At 63.2% G+C, this 16,508-nt stretch carries 11 protein-coding genes; 5 read left to right on the forward strand and 6 right to left on the reverse strand.

Translation table 11 applies throughout. From position 1 onward, the window contains the following. Positions 1–31: 31 nt before the first annotated feature. The 6 genes from AOA60_RS24570 to AOA60_RS24595 form a co-directional block, all read right to left on the reverse strand. Positions 32–1,372: an MFS transporter gene (locus AOA60_RS24570; RefSeq protein ID WP_099586519.1), complete on the reverse strand. Its 1,341-nt coding sequence runs from the start codon at positions 1,370–1,372 to the stop codon at positions 32–34. 55 nt (positions 1,373–1,427) lie between these two features. Continuing rightward, the gene (locus tag AOA60_RS24575) at positions 1,428–2,252 is read right to left on the reverse strand and encodes an aspartate/glutamate racemase family protein (protein WP_099586520.1); all 825 of its coding nucleotides are present in this window, start codon (positions 2,250–2,252) and stop codon (positions 1,428–1,430) included. A 34-nt stretch (positions 2,253–2,286) separates the two neighbouring features. Beyond that, positions 2,287–3,177, reverse strand: a complete 891-nt coding sequence (locus tag AOA60_RS24580; protein ID WP_099586521.1) for a hypothetical protein — start codon at positions 3,175–3,177, stop codon at positions 2,287–2,289. 64 nt (positions 3,178–3,241) lie between these two features. Continuing rightward, entirely contained in the window at positions 3,242–4,900 is a 1,659-nt protein-coding gene (locus AOA60_RS24585) for a hydantoinase B/oxoprolinase family protein (RefSeq protein ID WP_099586522.1), read from the reverse strand. A 13-nt stretch (positions 4,901–4,913) separates the two neighbouring features. After that, complete coding sequence (locus tag AOA60_RS24590) at positions 4,914–6,998, reverse strand: hydantoinase/oxoprolinase family protein (protein ID WP_099586523.1); 2,085 nt, start codon at positions 6,996–6,998, stop codon at positions 4,914–4,916. Between the two features lie 175 nt (positions 6,999–7,173). Further along, positions 7,174–9,786 (reverse strand): LuxR C-terminal-related transcriptional regulator, encoded by a 2,613-nt coding sequence (locus tag AOA60_RS24595; protein ID WP_256592884.1) that lies wholly within the window; start codon positions 9,784–9,786, stop codon positions 7,174–7,176. Positions 9,787–10,244: 458 nt separating this feature from the next. Between AOA60_RS24595 and AOA60_RS24600 the strand changes: the two genes are divergently transcribed. From AOA60_RS24600 to fecE, 5 genes are all read left to right on the forward strand, one after another. Further along, positions 10,245–12,650 (forward strand): TonB-dependent receptor, encoded by a 2,406-nt coding sequence (locus AOA60_RS24600; RefSeq protein WP_099586524.1) that lies wholly within the window; start codon positions 10,245–10,247, stop codon positions 12,648–12,650. 183 nt (positions 12,651–12,833) lie between these two features. After that, positions 12,834–13,748 (forward strand): Fe(3+) dicitrate ABC transporter substrate-binding protein FecB, encoded by a 915-nt coding sequence (locus tag AOA60_RS24605; protein WP_099586705.1) that lies wholly within the window; start codon positions 12,834–12,836, stop codon positions 13,746–13,748. A 2-nt stretch (positions 13,749–13,750) separates the two neighbouring features. Then, positions 13,751–14,740, forward strand: a complete 990-nt coding sequence (gene fecC, locus AOA60_RS24610; RefSeq protein WP_099586525.1) for an iron-dicitrate ABC transporter permease FecC — start codon at positions 13,751–13,753, stop codon at positions 14,738–14,740. Then, entirely contained in the window at positions 14,737–15,705 is a 969-nt protein-coding gene (locus AOA60_RS24615; protein ID WP_099586526.1) for an iron chelate uptake ABC transporter family permease subunit, read from the forward strand. The genes fecC and AOA60_RS24615 overlap by 4 nt, the downstream gene beginning before the upstream one ends. A 4-nt stretch (positions 15,706–15,709) precedes the next feature. Next, positions 15,710–16,501: a Fe(3+) dicitrate ABC transporter ATP-binding protein FecE gene (gene fecE / locus AOA60_RS24620; protein WP_099586527.1), complete on the forward strand. Its 792-nt coding sequence runs from the start codon at positions 15,710–15,712 to the stop codon at positions 16,499–16,501. Positions 16,502–16,508 lie beyond the last annotated feature (7 nt).

Here is a 16,508-nt window from a genome sequence, read left to right on the forward strand (position 1 = left end):
GGGCTCGTGTGAAAGCGCGATGCGTTGCACGTCAATCCAGCGTCTTGCCTTCGGTTTCGGGAATGAACAGCGTCAGCACCACGGTGGCCAGCATGAAGGCGTTGATGAAGGTGGTGGTGATGTTGAACGATGCGCCATAGGCCACCAGCGCACCGATCAAGGAGGGTGCCAGGATGTTGGCGATGCGCTGGGCCAGAATCGCCCAGGCGTAACCGATGGTGCGTAGCTGGGTGGGATACAGCTCGGCGATCCAGGTGCCCCAGACACCCCAGGCACCCAGGCTGAAGAAGGCCAGCGCAAAGTTGCTCAGGTACAGCATCTCCAGCGTTTGTGAATTGGCAAAACCATAGCCGGCGATCACCGAGGCGCTGATAAAACCGACGATGATCTTCTTGCGGCCATAGCGATGGGTCAACCATGACGCGGCCATGTAACCGGGGATCATGCACAGGGCTGACAGCGCGATGAACCCATAGCTCTGCGGCAGGGTCAGGCCGCGTTGTTGCAGCAACGTCGGCAGCCAGGTTTGCAGGCCCCAATAGCCCCAGGAAAACGTGAAGTTGACCAGGATTTGCAAGGTGCTGATTTTCAACAGCGCCGGGGCGAACAGCTCCCGTTGCCGGCCACGGCTGACGGGGTCCACCTGCAGCTGGCAGTCCTGCGGCACCTGCACGGCACCTCGGCTCAGGCGGGCGAGCACTGCGCGGGCTTGCGGCTGGCGCCCGACACTGGCCAGCCAGTACGGCGACTCTGGCACCCAGCGCGCCACCACCAGCGCCCATAGGCCGCCGAGGGAACTCACCGCAATGACCGTGCGCCAGCCATAGGGCATCAGCCACACCGTAGCTCCCAGCGCCAGGAGCATGCCGATGGGCCAACCCGACGCCAGGTACACCGTCAAGGCGCCCCGCTGGCGAACAGGCAACAACTCCTGGTAGTGGGCGAAGGTGACCACCATCATGCCCACAGCCGCCACGCCGGACAGCAGTCGCAACACGTACAGGGTGGTGTAGTCTGGCGCGAAGGCGCTGGCCAGCGAGATCACGCCGTAACTGGCCAGGCTCCAGATCACCGCTCCTTTGCGCCCGATGCGCTCGGCCAGCTTGCCCCAGATCAACGAGCCCAGCAGCATGCCGATGAACATGGCGCCAATCAGGTGGCCCAGGGCTAAAGCATCCAGCGCAAAGTCCTGGGCGATCAGCGGCGCGGTGTAGACAATGATCATCATCTCCCACGCCTCGATGGCGAAGACGAAGAACAACGCGAGGCAGCACTTGAGGTGCTCGCGGGTCAAGGGCACATCGTGGAAAACATCGCCCACTTGCCGGGTGGAACGTGCTTGGTGCTCGGGCATTGCAATAGCTTCGCTCATAAGGGGGAGGTCCCTGTGAGGGAGATGGCCACTCGGCCATCTCAAGGTTGAGGGGCTAGGCGTCCACGCGATTGCCGATGGGCACAGGGCCTTGGAACAGGCCAAAGGTTTTGATTTCGCTTTCAGGCGGCGGCTCGCAGCTGCCAACGCGACTGGGCGACCAGCCGAAACGTTGCTTCATGCCGGCCATGGCTTCGGCCATCTTGAATGCGGCCACGACGGGGTCGATGACCGGCACGCCCACCTCACGCTGCACTTGCTCAAAGAAGCCGAACTCAATGGTGCAGCCCAGAATAATGGCTTCTGCGCCGTCTTCTTCGACGGCCAGGGAGGCTTGTTCAATGATGCGTCGCCGGGTAAGGGCGGGATCTTTTTGAAACTCATCGACCCCCATTCCCAACGCGCGCATCGACGCGAGCCGATCCCCCGCGCCGTAGCCACGTACTCGCTCGCGCATCTGCTCCATCCATTTGTCACGCCCGACAATAATCGAGTAGCGGTTGGCCAGTTGTGCGGCCACCTGCAGGCTCGCCTGGCAGGGAGCGACGACCAGGCAGTTGCCGGAAATTTCCCGTGCGTCTTCCAGCGCCGGGTCGTAGAAGCAGCCGATCACCAAGGCATCAATGTTTTGCTGGGCGCAATCGCGGGCGATGCGGACGGTGCGCTCATAGGTCAGAGCCTCATAGGCTCGGTATTCCAGGTGTGTCGGACTGGACGTCATATCAAACGACACCACCTCAACGTGGGTCGAGGGTTGTTTGATGCCGTGCAGTAAGTCTGCAATCGGCGCATCAAAGGTGGGGCAGCCAATCGGATTGAGCCAGCGTACCGAAACCGGTACATCGTGGGGCTGGAGGGGAGGGGTTGTTGCAGTATCCATGCGGGATGTCCTCAATTTAAATGGGTTGCCAGGGCTAGAAGAACTTCACCAGCGCCATGGTCAGCTCAGTGGAGCGCGGCAAGTTGGCGCTGTGGTAGTAATCGACATTTATGTTGGCGGACAGGTAGAGCTCTTGTTGGGCAAACCCGGTGTAGGTCATGGAGGGACCAATCTTTCCCACCCGCGATGGTGCAAAGCTGGAGGCCGCACGGTTGTTGACGTGGTAGACGTGGTGCAGGCCCAGCCACAGGTCGTCGCGCACCAGGTAGCCTGCGGCGATGTCGGCGAACCAGTAGCTGATGCCACCACGTAATTGGCGCGGATCGCCGTCACCCAGGTCGGTGGCGTTGCGATTGCGTGCGGCGTAATGCACGCCGACGGGAGTGAAGGTGGCGGCGAAGTTGCCCTGCCGCCAATAGTTGGCCACGCTGAAACTGACCGCGTAACGGTTGGCAAAGGCACCGTGGCCGGCGACATTGTCGTTGCCGTTGGGGAACTCGACCATCAGCGTCGGGTTGATCCAGAACGTGGTGTAGTCCGCCGCGCCGTAGGCACTGGTGGGTTCAAGCACGTTGTAGTAGTAGGCGAAACCGAGATTGGGGGAGGCAATTCCCCATGGGCTGGTGTTCTTCGCACTTTGGGTACTGGCGTAACCCGGTACGGCGCCGACCCAGAACTGCAATTGATCGCGGGTAGTGTCGGTAAAGCCGGTTTCGGAAAAGTACGCCAGCACCGTATTGCCCCCGGCACGTACAGTGCCGTCGACGTTGCGGTTGAACACGGGAAAGGTTTCCAAGGCCCAGCGCCCAGGTAACCCTGGCTGGCCAAAGCCAATGAACTGTTCGGCGTGGGCCGAAGGGCTGTTGCCCAACGCCAGGGCCAGCGAAACCACAGCGCCGCAGCGCGATAACGGATGTTGCAACATGACGGTTCCCTCTTATTGTTGTAGGTGAACGCATGGGAAGGCCGCCGCTTGGCGGCCGGTTTGATCAGGGCATGACGCCGTACACGGCGTAGGCGGTTGGCTCGTCGAGGTAGCCATTCTTCAGGTCGTCGCGCACGGCTGCGGGGTCACGTGCGGCCGGTGGCCCGTAGCCCCCGCCGGCACCGGTGCGTACGCGCACCAGGTCGCCCGCATTCAGAGGCACACCGCTGGCCATGGCGTAGCGTTCCGGCGGGTGGTCACCACGCAGGACTTCGACGTAGTTGGGCGTGCCGTCCAGACCCTCTTGCAGGCCCCACGGCGGCACAACCGAGCGGGTGTAACCGCAGGTCAGGAAGCTGCCGTCGGCCCGCACGCGGTAGTCAATGCAAATACCGCGACCGCCCCGGAACTGCCCATGTCCGCCCGGTTCGTCGTTCAGCGCCATGCTCTCCACGTACAGGCCATAGCGGGCCTCGCAGACCTCAACCGGGCAGTTGTAGGTTTCGCCGTGCAGCCCGGAATAAACCGCGTTGTTGCCATCGCGCCCGGGCTCTGCGCCCCAGCCACCGATCTCTGGCTCCACCAGGGTAAAGACGCGGCCGGTGTCCGGATGCCGACCGCCGATAATGGTGGCGCAGACCGAGGCGAAGTTGCCGGCGGGCAGGCGGTTGGGGAACTGCTGCGCCAGGCAGCGCAGGATCAGGTCATGCACGCGGATCAGGTTCTCGAAATAGAAGCCTTCAGCCGCCGGCGACTGGGCATCGAACAGCGAGCCGGGACGCGTCAGCACGGTGAGCGGACGAAAGGTGCCGCCGTTGGTGATGCCCTGCGGTGCCGTCAGCGCCTTGAAGGCCATCTGCGCCGCCACTACGGTTCCGTCCCGGCTCAGGTTGGTCGGCCCTGCGCACTGGTCGGGGTTGTCGCGCAGGTCGATGGTCAGCGTATGGTCATGGATCTGCACGGTGACCTTGAAGAGGCTGCCATCGTCCTGCGGTTCCTCCAGAAACAGGCAGGCATTGGGCAGCTCTATCAGGGCCTTGCGCGACACCTTTTCGCCCAAGTCCATGAAGTCCTGCATGGCCAGCAGGAACAGGTCCGTGCCGTATTTGGCGGTCAGCTCACTTAGGCGCAGGGCGCCGCCTCGTACTGCGGCCACACCCGCCCACAGGTCGCCCTCCATGAAGTCCGGCATGCGTGTATTCGCACGCAGGATCTGCAATACGGAGCGGATCGGTTGGCCGCGGCTGATCAGCTTGACCGAGCACAGGCGTAGACCTTCCTGGAAGATATCGGTGGCCTGGGTCGACAGTGACCCAGGCACCATGCCGCCGACATCGTTCCAGTGCGCAATGTTGGCGGTCCAGGCCACACGGCGTCCCTCGGCGAACACCGGCATGGCCAGCACCACATCATTGAGGTGGGTCACCGCGCCGCTGTGAGGGTCGTTGCAGATGAAGACATCGCCGTCCTGGATATCGTCGGGGCCGCTATGTTGGAGCAGTATCTGTTTGACCGCCTTGTCCAGCACGCCGACAAAGGCCGGGATGCCGGCCCCGGAACTGGCGATCTCACCGTTGGCGTCGGTGATGCCGGTGCCCATGTCCAGCACCTCATAGATCACCGGGCTCATTGCCGCTTTGCGCATGGCGGCGAACATCTCGTCGGCAATGGCTTGCAGCGAGTTCTGGATAATGTCGCGGGTGAAGATGTCGAGTGTATGCATGGTGATAATCCCCTCAGCCGTTGAGCGTGATGTGCAGGTTGCCGAGGCGGTCCACGAGCACGTGGTTGTGCGGGTGAACCACGACGGTGGTGCCGGCGTCCTCAATCACGGCGGGGCCGTCAAAGCACATCTGCGGCTCCAGCAGGGCGTAGTCATAAATGGCCGCTTCGTGGATGCCCTCCGTGGCATAGTCGACGAGGCGTCGGCCCTTGCGGGCGGCATCAATGGTGCGCCCGGTGATGGGCAGAGCCTGGGGGATCAGCTTGTCGATTTGGGCGACAGCGACCAGATGGAAACCGACAATCTCCAGCGGCGCTTCGAGGCGATAGGTGTAGTGCTGTTCATAAAGCGTGTGGAAGCGCTGTGCGATATGCAGCCAGTCACTGTCCAGGCGTTCATCGAGGCCCAGCGGTACTTCCACCGAATGCTCCTGGTTCTGGTAACGCAGCTTGCAATGCACCTGAAGTTCGACCCGCTCCGGGGGCACCGCCTCGGCCGTGAACTGCTCGCGGGCGCTGGCCATCAGCTCCTCCAGGAACGCTTGGGTGTGCTCAAGGGCCTGTGACTGTGTGGCGTCAACAAAGCGATTGATGAACAAATCACGACGCAGATCCGAAAGCGTCATGCCCCATGCCGAGAACACCGAGGCCCCACGGGGGACGATGACCTTTTTAACGCCCAGTTCCTGGGCCAGGGCCACCGCATGCAGCGCGCCGCCGCCGCCAAAGGCCATCAGGGTCAGCTCGCGTGGGTCGTGGCCACGGCTCAATGACACCAGCTTCAAGGCGTTGACCATATTGTTGTTGGCCAGGCGTATCACGCCGCGTGCGATCTCATCGGCAGGCAGTTGCAGGCGTTCGCTCAGCGCGTTGAAGCCGTGGGCGACGGCCGTGAGGTCGGCGCTTACTTCGCCGCCGCAGAAGTACTGCGCATTGATACGGCCCAGCGCCAGATTGGCGTCGGTGGTGGTGATGTCGCTGCCGCCATGGCCATAGGCGGCCGGGCCGGGCACGGCGCCGGCGGACTGTGGGCCGACATGCAGTTTGTCGAAGGCGTCGACCCAGGCGATGGAACCGCCGCCATTGCCGATTTCCACCAGGTCCACCACCGGAACCATGATCGGGTAGCCGGCGTTGATTCGGTCGCGTTCGATCCAATAGTCCGTCTTGATTGCGACCTGGCCGTTACGGATCAGCGCGCATTTGGCCGTGGTGCCGCCGATGTCCAGCCCTAGCAGGTTGGGCTCGTCGATCAACCGGCCCAGTTCGGCCGCCGCCCAGAAACCACTGGCCGGCCCCGATTCGACCATGGTGATGGGGATATCGCGCGCATGGGCCACGCTGTCGACACCACAATTGGACTGCATGATATACAGCGGCGCCTGGTAGCCCTCGCTGCGCAGGCCGGCTTCCAGCTCATCCAGGTAGCGCGCGGCGATCGGTTGCACATAGGCCGAGAGGGCCGTGGTGCTGGAGCGTTCGTATTCGCGCCATTCTCGGGTGATCTGGTGCGAGGCAACCACCGAGACCTCGGGCCATAAGCGTTTTACCTCGTTCAGCACCGCTTGTTCGTGGCTGGGATTGGCATAGGCATGCAGCAGGCAGATGGCAATGGCTTGAACACCATTGGCGCGCAAGCCCTCAATCATGGCCGGCAGTTCATCCAGCGCCAACGGCTCGCGTTCGCGCCCATCGGTGCACAGGCGTCCGGCAATCTCCAGGCGCAGGTAGCGCGGAACAAACGGTGCAGGCTTGACCCACTTCAAGTTGAAATAGTCGGGCCGGTTAGCGCGTGCGATTTCCAGGATGTCGCGAAACCCCCGGGTGGTAATCAGGGCTGTTTTGACCCCACGGCGTTCGGTCAAGGCGTTGATGACCACCGTGGTGCCGTGGGCGAGAAAGTCGACCTCCGACAGGGTCACCCGAGCCTTTCGGATCACGTTCAGAATGCCCTGGGCAAAATTCGGCGGGGTGGTATCCACCTTGGCGGTACGGATCGTCTGCTGACCGGTGACGGGGTCGTTCTCGAAATACACCAAGTCGGTGAAGGTGCCCCCCACATCGGTCGCGACGCGCACAGTCTTGCGGTTTGATTGCACAGTGCATCTCCTGAAGTTTGTTGTTCTTGTCAGGCACAGGAGATGACCGCCGTCGCGACCATCCTCTGCGGATGGTCACGATGCTAGGCAGTGCAGGGGGCGAGTTACCACGGGTGGGGCGGGTAGGGGACGAGCGATTGCCCGTTGCACCTACCCGGTTGGGTAGGCTGGCGGCTTAGAGCGAGGCGTCGAGATAGCCTTGGCGCAGTGCCGCGCTGATTGCGGCTGTGCGGTTGTCCACCCCCAGCTTGGCGAACAGGTGCTTGAGGTGAAACTTCACGGTGTTTTCCGAGATGTCCAATGCGAGCGCGATGGCTTTGTTGGATTGACCGTGGGAGAGCAGGCTCAGTACCTGGCGTTCTTTTGCACTCAACACGCTGTGGGCAGGCATGGGATGCGCCCGCCAGCCACGCAACCGCTTGATCACCGAGGTGAGCATGGGCGGCGGCGTCGGATACTCCAACAACGCCGGCAGCAGGCAAGGCCCCACTTCCAGAAGCAACCCTGGCAGTCCATATTGGATGATCGGGGCCAGGGCCTGTGCGGTGTCCTTGGCATCAAGTGTTCGCACCTTGCTGCTGGCGGCCAAGGCCATCAACCTCAGGCGCCAGGCCGGCAGCAGTAGCCCTTTTGTCTCTAGCTCTGTCGCGGCACGTCGCAAGCGGGTCAGCGCCGCAGCCGAAAAACCGCTCTGCAACTGCATGCGAGCCAACGCCAGCGTGGCGGCTTCTTGGCTACGCCAGTCTTGGGCACAGTTGGCGGTGCGCTCCAGATCCATCTGCAAGAGCGCTTGGCGCGCTGTCGGCAATTGTCCGCCTTGCACCCACGCATCGATACGCCAGGCCTGCACCAACCCTGATAGACGTGGCCATTGGCGGGCATTGGCCAACTGTTCCACATGGTTCAGTTCCAATAGCGCCGCGTGCAGGCCATGGCTACGCAAGCGTGTGCGCCAGGTGACTTCAGCCGTTACGGCGACAATATCCAGCCAGCCGTCGGCATGCTCCAGCGCGGCCCAGCCGTCCTCAAGCCAAGGCGGGGTCTGCGCCCATTCACCTTGCCAATACAGATGCCTGGCCTTGAAACAGCCCACCAGCGCCCGCAGCGAACTTTCCTGGCCGAATTGCTGGGTGGCAAAGGTCAGGGCCTGCTCCAGCAACACACCGGCGGCGTCGACACGTCCAGCGAGTGCCAGGGCTTGCGCTTCGTGAATGCGGCAATAGTTTTCGCCGCGTGGGCTGGCAATGACGCGCATTTTGACGTGCGCGTCTCTGATGCTGCGCAGGCTCGCGTCCAGTTCGCCGCGCGTCAGGGCGGCCAGGGCCAGCACGCACTCCAGGGTCGCTTGTGCGAGTGTCTGGTCGAGTGGGGATGAGTGGGCGTGGACGGTCAGGGTTTTGGCATCAAGAGTGTCCAGACGATCCTGATAGGCTGCGGCGAGGGTCTGGATGACGTGAAGGTCGCGGGCTAATCGCGCGTTCCCGACGACCTTGCCGCTGGCGCGTTGCAACAATTGCGTCGACAGCGCGTGATCACCCAGCTTGGCGTGCAGATAGGCCTGGAGCAGCAGGAGATCGGGATGGTCGCTGCATGTGGCGGCATCGAACTGTTGCAGCAAACTTTGGGCGTAGCGGATGCCATGGTGCAGCACAAGCTCCCACCCACCCGCGCTGACCACCAGGTTCACTGCCAAGGGGATGTCGTCAGCCTTGAGCGCATGGTGAACGGCCTGGCTCCAATCCCTCTGGCCCGCGAGCCAGTGTGCCGCCGCACGATGAATAGACTGGCGCTGCCGGCTGTTGACACGCAGACGCAGAAAGTCACGCAGAAGGGTGTGGTAGCGGAACCATTGGCGCTCCGGATCGAGCGGAATCAGCAAGGTGTCCAGGTGCGCAAGCTGGCGCAACTGTTCGGCACTGTCATGACGACCACGCACCGCGTCTGCCAGGTCGGCATTGAAGCGTTGCAGCAGGCACGTCTGCAGCAGCAGTGATTGGCAGTCTTCGGACAGGCGGGTGAAGATGTGCGTGGTGAGGTAGTTGGCAACATCAGCCACACCACCGGAGAAGGCGCTCAAACCGTAAGTCGAGCCGTCATTACTCGTGCGCCATAAACGGGCCAGTTGCACCGCTACGGCCCAGCCTTCGGTGGCCTTATGTATCTGGCACAAGGCAGTGGCGTCCAGATCAGCGCCGAGAATGTCGCGGGCTTCCTCAAGGGACAGGGTCAACGCCTGCGCACAGACTTCGTGTACCCAGCCCTTGGCTTTCCAGCGTGACAATGGCCAGTCTGGAGGTGTGCGGCTGGCCACCACCCAGTGCAGCCAAGGCGCCGCGTGCTCCAGCAAATGGCTCAAGAGGGCGCTTACCTCGGGGCTGGCAGCGAGATGGTAGTCATCCAGAAACAGGGTGATTACACGGTTTTCCCGGGCAAGTGCCTGCAATAAAGCATTGAGTGTACGTCGGGGCTGCACGTCCAATGCCTGCGAGGCCGCAAGGTGGGGCAAGTGCGCCAGTTCAACGCCAGCCTGGTCCAAGGCCAGGATCAGGTAGGCAAGAAAGCGGTTGGGTTCGACATCAGCGTCATCCAACGACAGCCAAGCCGATACGGTATCGGGTGCTTGTTGCCGCAGTGCTGCATGCCATTGCATCAGCAGGGTGGTTTTGCCGTAGCCGGCTGGAGCCGTCAACAGCGTCAGGGGGACAAGTGCGTTCTCCTTCATGGAAGCCAGGAGTGCTTCTCGTGCAACAGACGTCGGCAGCACCTGCGGCGGCGTCAGCTTGCCCATCCAGTACCCTGCGCTTGATGAATGGGAGGGGGGCTTTTGATTCATGGTAAGCGTCACTGGTGAAGAGGCTTTGGCGCTTTTGTAGCAGCAATCCTGGGGAGGCGTTGGTTAACTGTGTTACAGCCTTTGCATTCAGTGGGCGCCATTTTTTGTCGTAGGCGTTCATGGAGAGCGAACGCCAGCATGCTGAGCTTATCGGTGTCCTGTGCGAGAACGGACACTTCGCTGGCCGCCCTAATTCTCTGGCCTGCCCTGAAGATGAATCGAGGCTGTTTTCGATAAATTTTCTCACCCTGTCGAGCACGCCCCGAATGGCCAAACCCGCTTCCTCCACGCTGGACCGGGTCAAAGTGGGGCTGGATATACCCATAGGCTGAAAAATAAATGTCGAAGCCTGTCCCTTTTTCTCACCTCGCCTGTCATTGCAGGTAAGTGAACAAAATCGAGAGCTTCCTCCCATGCCCGCAGTCCTACCCTTGCGCTTGCGCCCGTTGCTCAAACTGAGCCTGATGCTGAGCCTCAGTGCCAGCCCGCTGTTCGTCCCCACCAGCTTTGCCGAAGACAGCGCCGCCCGCCGCAGCTACCAAGTGCCGGCCGGCAGCCTGAGCGCGGCGCTGACCCGTTTTGCCGGGTTGTCGGGCGTCAACCTGTCGGTGGACCCGGCGCTGGTCAGCGGGCGCAGCAGCAGCGGTTTGTCCGGCGAGTACGGCGTGGAAGAGGGCTTCGCACGCCTGCTGCAAGGCTCCGGCCTGCAATTGCAACCCATGGGCGAACAGGCCTATATGCTGATGCCGGCGCCGGAGGGCAGCACCCTGGAACTGGCGCCGACCTCCATCCTCGGCACCACCGGCCTGTACGACGGCGACACCTACGCCGGTGGCCAAGTGGCACGCCGTGGTTCCCAAGGGTTGCTGGGCACGCGGGACTTTATGGAAACGCCGTTCAGCATGACCACCTACACCGCCGATGCGGTGAAGAACCAGCAGGCGCGCACCCTCGGTGACCTGATCAACAGCGACCCGTCGGTACGCGCTACCAACCCGGCCGGTGGGCGTTACGAGCAGTTCACCATTCGCGGTTTCAGCCTGTTCAACAGTGATGTGTCGTACAACGGCCTCTACGGCGTGCTGCCGACCTACACCATCGACATGGAAATGGCCGACCGCGTCGACATCTTCAAAGGCCCGACCCAGTTGATCAACGGCATCTCGCCGCGTGGCAGTGTGGGCGGCGGGATCAACGTGGTGCCCAAGCGCGCCACCGACAAGGACATCACCTCGTTCACCGGCAGTTGGGCCTCGGATAGCCAGGCCGGCGGCGCGGTGGACGTAGGCCGGCGTTTTGGCGAGGACAACAAGTTCGGCCTGCGCTTCAACGGCGTGAAGCAGTCCGGCGATACTGAATGGGATCACCAGAGCGTCGACCGCGAGATGGCCGTGCTGGGCCTGGATTTCCGGGGCGAGCGCTTGCGCCTGTCCACCGACATCGGCCGTACCGAGCGTGACACCGATGCACCGCAAGAGCGTGTGCAGGTCGCCGTCGCTGCGCCGGTGCCAAGCGCCAACGATGTGCGCCGCAACTACGCGCAATCCTGGAGCAAGGCCCGCACCAAGGACACCTTCGGCACGGTGAATGCCGAATATGACCTGAGTGACTCGGTGATGCTCTACGGCGGCGTGGGGGCGCGTAAAAGTAATCACGAATTTCTGCGCCATGCAGTGTCGGTGAGCAATGCGGCCGGCGCGTTCACGGTATCGCCGCGGGATTTCACCCGCGATGAAAACGTGCGCACCGCCACGGCCGGCGTGCGCAACTGGTTCCATACCGGGCCGGTAAGCCATGAGGTCAACCTGGCACTCAGCGACTTCTATATGGACTTCACCAACGGTGGCGCGCGTTATGCCAACGCATCGAGCAATCTCTACAACCCGGTGCAAACCGCGACGCCGTCCGTGGCCACGCGTCAGGATGCGAAGGTCTACACCGAAAACCGCTTCAGCGGCGTGGCCCTCTCCGACACCTTGGGCTTCTTCGAAGACCGCCTGTTGCTGACCCTCGGTGCGCGCTGGCAGCGGGTAAAAGTCGACGACTGGAGCGATGGCGTCAAAGGCAAAACCAACTACGACGAAGAAAAGCTCTCGCCCTCCGGCGGCTTGCTGTTCAAGGCCACCGACAAACTGTCGCTGTACGCCAACTACATGGAAGGCCTGAGCCAGGGCAAGATCGCGCCGTCCACGTCGCGCAACGAAGACGAGATCTTCCCGCCGTTTGTCAGTCGCCAGGTGGAAGTGGGCGCCAAGTACGACGCCGGTGCCTTCGCCGTGACGGCCGCCGTGTTTCGCATCAAGCAACCGGCCTACGAGACCAACGCTACGTCGAGGCTGTTCGGGCCTAACGGCAAGCGCGAGAACACCGGCGCCGAGCTGAGTGTATTCGGCGAACCGCTCAAGGGTGTGCGCCTGCTCGGCGGTGTGATGTACATCGACAGCAAACTCAAGGACACCACCAACGGCGCCTGGGACGGCAACCGCGCTCCGGCCACGCCCAAGTACAACGTCAACGTGGGCGCCGAATGGGACGTGCCGATGCTCGAAGGCCTGACCCTGACCAGCCGTGGCATCCATTCCAGCTCGCAGTACCTGGACCAGTCCAACGTCAAGGAAATCGATGCCTGGAATCGCATCGACGTGGGTGCACGCTACGGGTTCAAGGTCGACGACAAACACATCACCCTGCGGGCCAATGTGGAGAACGTCGCCGACAAGCGCTACTGGAGTTCGGCGGGCGCATCGGATGACAGCGAGCCGGGCCTGACCTTGTCGACCCCGCGCACTTACCTGCTGTCGGCCACTGTCGACTTCTGATACCTGTGCATCCTGTGTGGGTTGATGCCTTCCCACCTGTAGCAAGCCCGCTTGCCACAGGTGGAAACCCATCAGTTAATGAGAATGTTTTTTGATCACGCTGCCCTGATATGGAATAGTACCCGCCGTTTTCCCCAGCCTGTCCAGCTGGGGTGTTTTAACGCCGAGGTACCTGTCATGCCAATGCTGCGCTCCATCCCGATCCTTGCCGCCTGCGTCCTGGCGTTCTCCTCCAGCGTATTGAACGCTGCCCCCATCGACCTCAACGACGGCCAGCACGCAGTGCATCTGCCCGATGCGCCCAAGCGCGTGGTGGTGCTGGAGTTCTCCTTTCTCGATAGCCTCGCCGCCGTTGACGTCACGCCGGTCGGTGCCGCCGATGATGGCGACGCCAATCGCGTGCTGCCCCGCGTGCGCCAGGCCATCGGCCAGTGGAAATCCGTGGGCCTGCGCTCGCAGCCGAGCATCGAGGAAATCGCCCGGCTCAAGCCGGACCTGATCGTCGCCGACCTCAATCGCCATCAAGCGCTGTACAGCGACTTGGCCAGCATCGCGCCGACCCTGCTGTTGCCGTCCCGTGGTGAAGACTATGAGGGCAGCCTCAAGTCCGCCGAGCTGATCGGCAAGGCGCTGGGCAAGAGCCCGCAGATGCAAGCGCGCATCGCCCAGAACCGCACGAACCTGAACAAGATTGCCCAGCAGATCCCCGCCGGTGCCAGTGTGCTGTTCGGCGTCGCCCGCGAAGACAGCTTTTCCGTGCACGGCCCGGACTCCTACGCCGGCAGCGTGCTCCAGGCCATTGGCCTGAAAGTGCCGTCGGTGCGCGCCAATGCCGCCCCTACCGAATTCGTCAGCCTGGAGCAACTGCTGGCGTTGGATCCTGGTTGGTTATTGGTCGGCCATTACCGCCGCCCGAGCATCGTCGACAGCTGGAGCAAACAACCGCTGTGGCAAGTGCTCGGCGCCGTACGTAATCAACACGTGGCCGAAGTGGATGGCGACAGCTGGGCGCGCAACCGTGGGGTGCTGGCCTCGGAGCAGATCGCCGAAGACGCCCTGGCGATTCTCAAGGGCGGCAACGCCGTACTGAGCCAATAAGCATGGCGCGTAGTCTCGCGGCGGCGGGCATTGTGCTGCTCGGCGCGGTGCTGTTCTGGTTGTCGTTGTACAGTTGGTCGCCGTTCACCCTGACCGCGACGGATGCCTGGAATGGCTTGGTTCATCAAGGTGCTGTCGGCGGCAATATGGCCTATATCGTCGCCCAACTGCGTGTGCCCAGGGCGGTGTGCGCGGCGCTGGTCGGTGCCTGTCTGGGACTCGCAGGGGCATTGATGCAAGGCATCACCCGTAACCGCCTGGCCTCGCCGTCGTTATTCGGCGTGACGGCGGGCGCGGCGTTGGGGTTGGCGTTGTTCTCGACAGGTTTGGTCGCGCCGCCGTTTGCCGGTGGTGCCTTGTTGATGACCTGCCTGGGCGGTGCGCTGGCCTGGGTCACGGTGTTCAGTCTCGGTGGCGCCTGGTCGCCGGCCACGGCCCAAGGCCGCCTGGTCTTGGCCGGCGTTGCGGTGGCCGCGTTGTGCGCTGCGTTGACCCGGCTCACGGTGATTCTGGTCGAGGCCCAAGCGCAAAGCGTATTGAACTGGCTGGCCGGCTCCCTCGCCAATGTGGGCGCGGCCCAGGTGCAACTGCTGTGGCCGTGCACCTTGATCGGCGGCCTGTGGGCACTGTGGTGCGCGCCACGCCTGAACCTGATCAACCTCGGCGAAGACGCCGCCCGCTCGTTGGGCGTGGGCATCGCCAGCCTGCGCTTGCAGGTGTTTGTCGCCAGCCTGTTGCTGGTGGGCGCCAGTGTCTGCGCGGTGGGGCCGATTGGTTTTGTCGGGTTGATTGCGCCGAACATCCTGCGTCAGTTTCTCGGTAACGACTACCGCTGGCTGATCCCGCTGAGTGCGGCGCTGGGCGCGGTGATCGTGCTCGGTGCCGACCTGCTCAGCCGCGCCGTGGCCTTTCCGGTGGAAACCCCGGCCGGTGTGGTCACCGCGTTGATCGGCGCACCGTTCTTTTTATTCCTTGCCAGGCGCGCCCTATGATTCGCCCCCGTTTTCGCCTGTGGTTGCTGCTCGGCCTGTTGCTGCTGGCGACCTTCGTCAGCCTCAGCGCCGGCACGCTGTGGCTCAAGCCTGTGACCGTCCTCGACCGCCTGCTGGCCCACGACGCCCTCGACTTCGAAGTGTGGAACCACCGCCTGCCGCGCAGCCTGATCGCGATCCTCGCCGGCGCCGCCTTTGGCCTGGCCGGGGCGATTGTGCAGGGCGTGATCCGCAACCCGCTGGCCTCGCCGGAAATCCTCGGCGTGACCCAAGGTGCCGGGCTGGCGCTGACCGTGGCGATCATCAGTTGGCCGCACTTGCCGGTTGCCTGGCTGCCGCTGGTGGCCTGCCTGGGCGGTGCCGGCGGCGCTTTGTTGCTGGCGCTGTACAACACTGGCGTGAGTTTTTCCGGGGTGCGTTTTGCGCTGTCCGGGGTGGCGATTGCGGTGACCTTGTCCAGCGTCACCGAGTTTCTGATCCTGTCCCACCCGCTGGATATCAACACCGCGCTGCTCGCCCTTACCGGCAGCCTGTGGAGCCGCAACTGGCACCATGTGGCGCTGGTGCTGCCGTTTATGTTGCTGATTCCGCTGGGGCTGTGCCTGGCCAAACCGCTGAACCTGATCGCCCTCGGCGATGAAGCCGCCCACAGCCTCGGCACCGCCCTGAGCCGCACGCGCTGGCTGGCGATGGCCTGCGCGGTGCTGCTCACCAGCCTGGGCGTGGGGGTGATCGGGCCGATTGGCTTTATCGGTCTGGTCGCACCGCACATGGCGCGGCGGCTGGTGGGCGGGCATCACCAGTACCTGCTGCCGGCGGCGATGCTGATCGGTGCGCTTTTACTGGTGCTGGCCGATACGCTCGGGCGCACGTTGATCGCGCCCAGCGAAATCCCCGCCGGGGTACTTACAGCGGTGATTGGCGCACCGTATTTTCTTTGGTTGCTGGCACGGTTCAAGGGTTGATGACATGAGTATTCTCCAGGCCAGCCAGCTCGATATCGGCTACGGCGGCACACGTATCGTGCAGGGCCTTTCGTTTGCGCCACCGGCGGGCAAAGTCACCGCGCTGATCGGGCCCAACGGCTGCGGCAAGTCCACCTTGCTCAAGGCCTTTGCGCGCATTCTCAAACCCACGCAGGGTGAACTGACCCTCGACGGCCAGGCGTACAGCGCCTTGTCCGCCCGCCAGTTGGCGCGGCAGATCGCGTTTCTGCCGCAGGTATTGCCCGTGCCGGAAGGCGTCAGCGTGCGCCAGTTGGTTGCCTATGGCCGCAGTCCGCACAACTCGCTGTGGGGACGCCTCAGTGGCAGCGATCAAACCCAGGTCACCCAGGCCATGCAGCGCCTGGAACTGGACAACCTGACCGACCGCGCCCTGGCGGACCTGTCCGGCGGCCAGCGCCAACGCGCATGGCTGGCCATGGTGCTGGCGCAGAACGCGCCGGTGGTATTGCTGGATGAACCGACGACCTACCTGGACATCAGCCATCAGGTCGAACTCATGGACCTGATGTGCGAACTGGCCGCTGAAGGCAAGACCGTGATCACCGTGCTTCACGACATCAATCAGGCCTGTCGTTATGCCGAGCATGTGGCGGTGATGCACGGCGGCAGGCTGGTGGCCGCTGGCACGCCGGCGGCGGTGATCAATGCGCAGTTGATGCGTGAGGTGTTCGAGGTGCAGGTGCAGATCATCAATGAGCCGGTTTCCGGTACGCCGATGTGCGTCGTGGAAAAAAGCACCCGCACTCACGGCTGACGCGGTC

This window comes from Pseudomonas sp. 2822-17 (assembly GCF_002742485.1).
Taxonomy (GTDB): Bacteria; Pseudomonadota; Gammaproteobacteria; order Pseudomonadales; family Pseudomonadaceae; genus Aquipseudomonas; species Aquipseudomonas cyclaminis.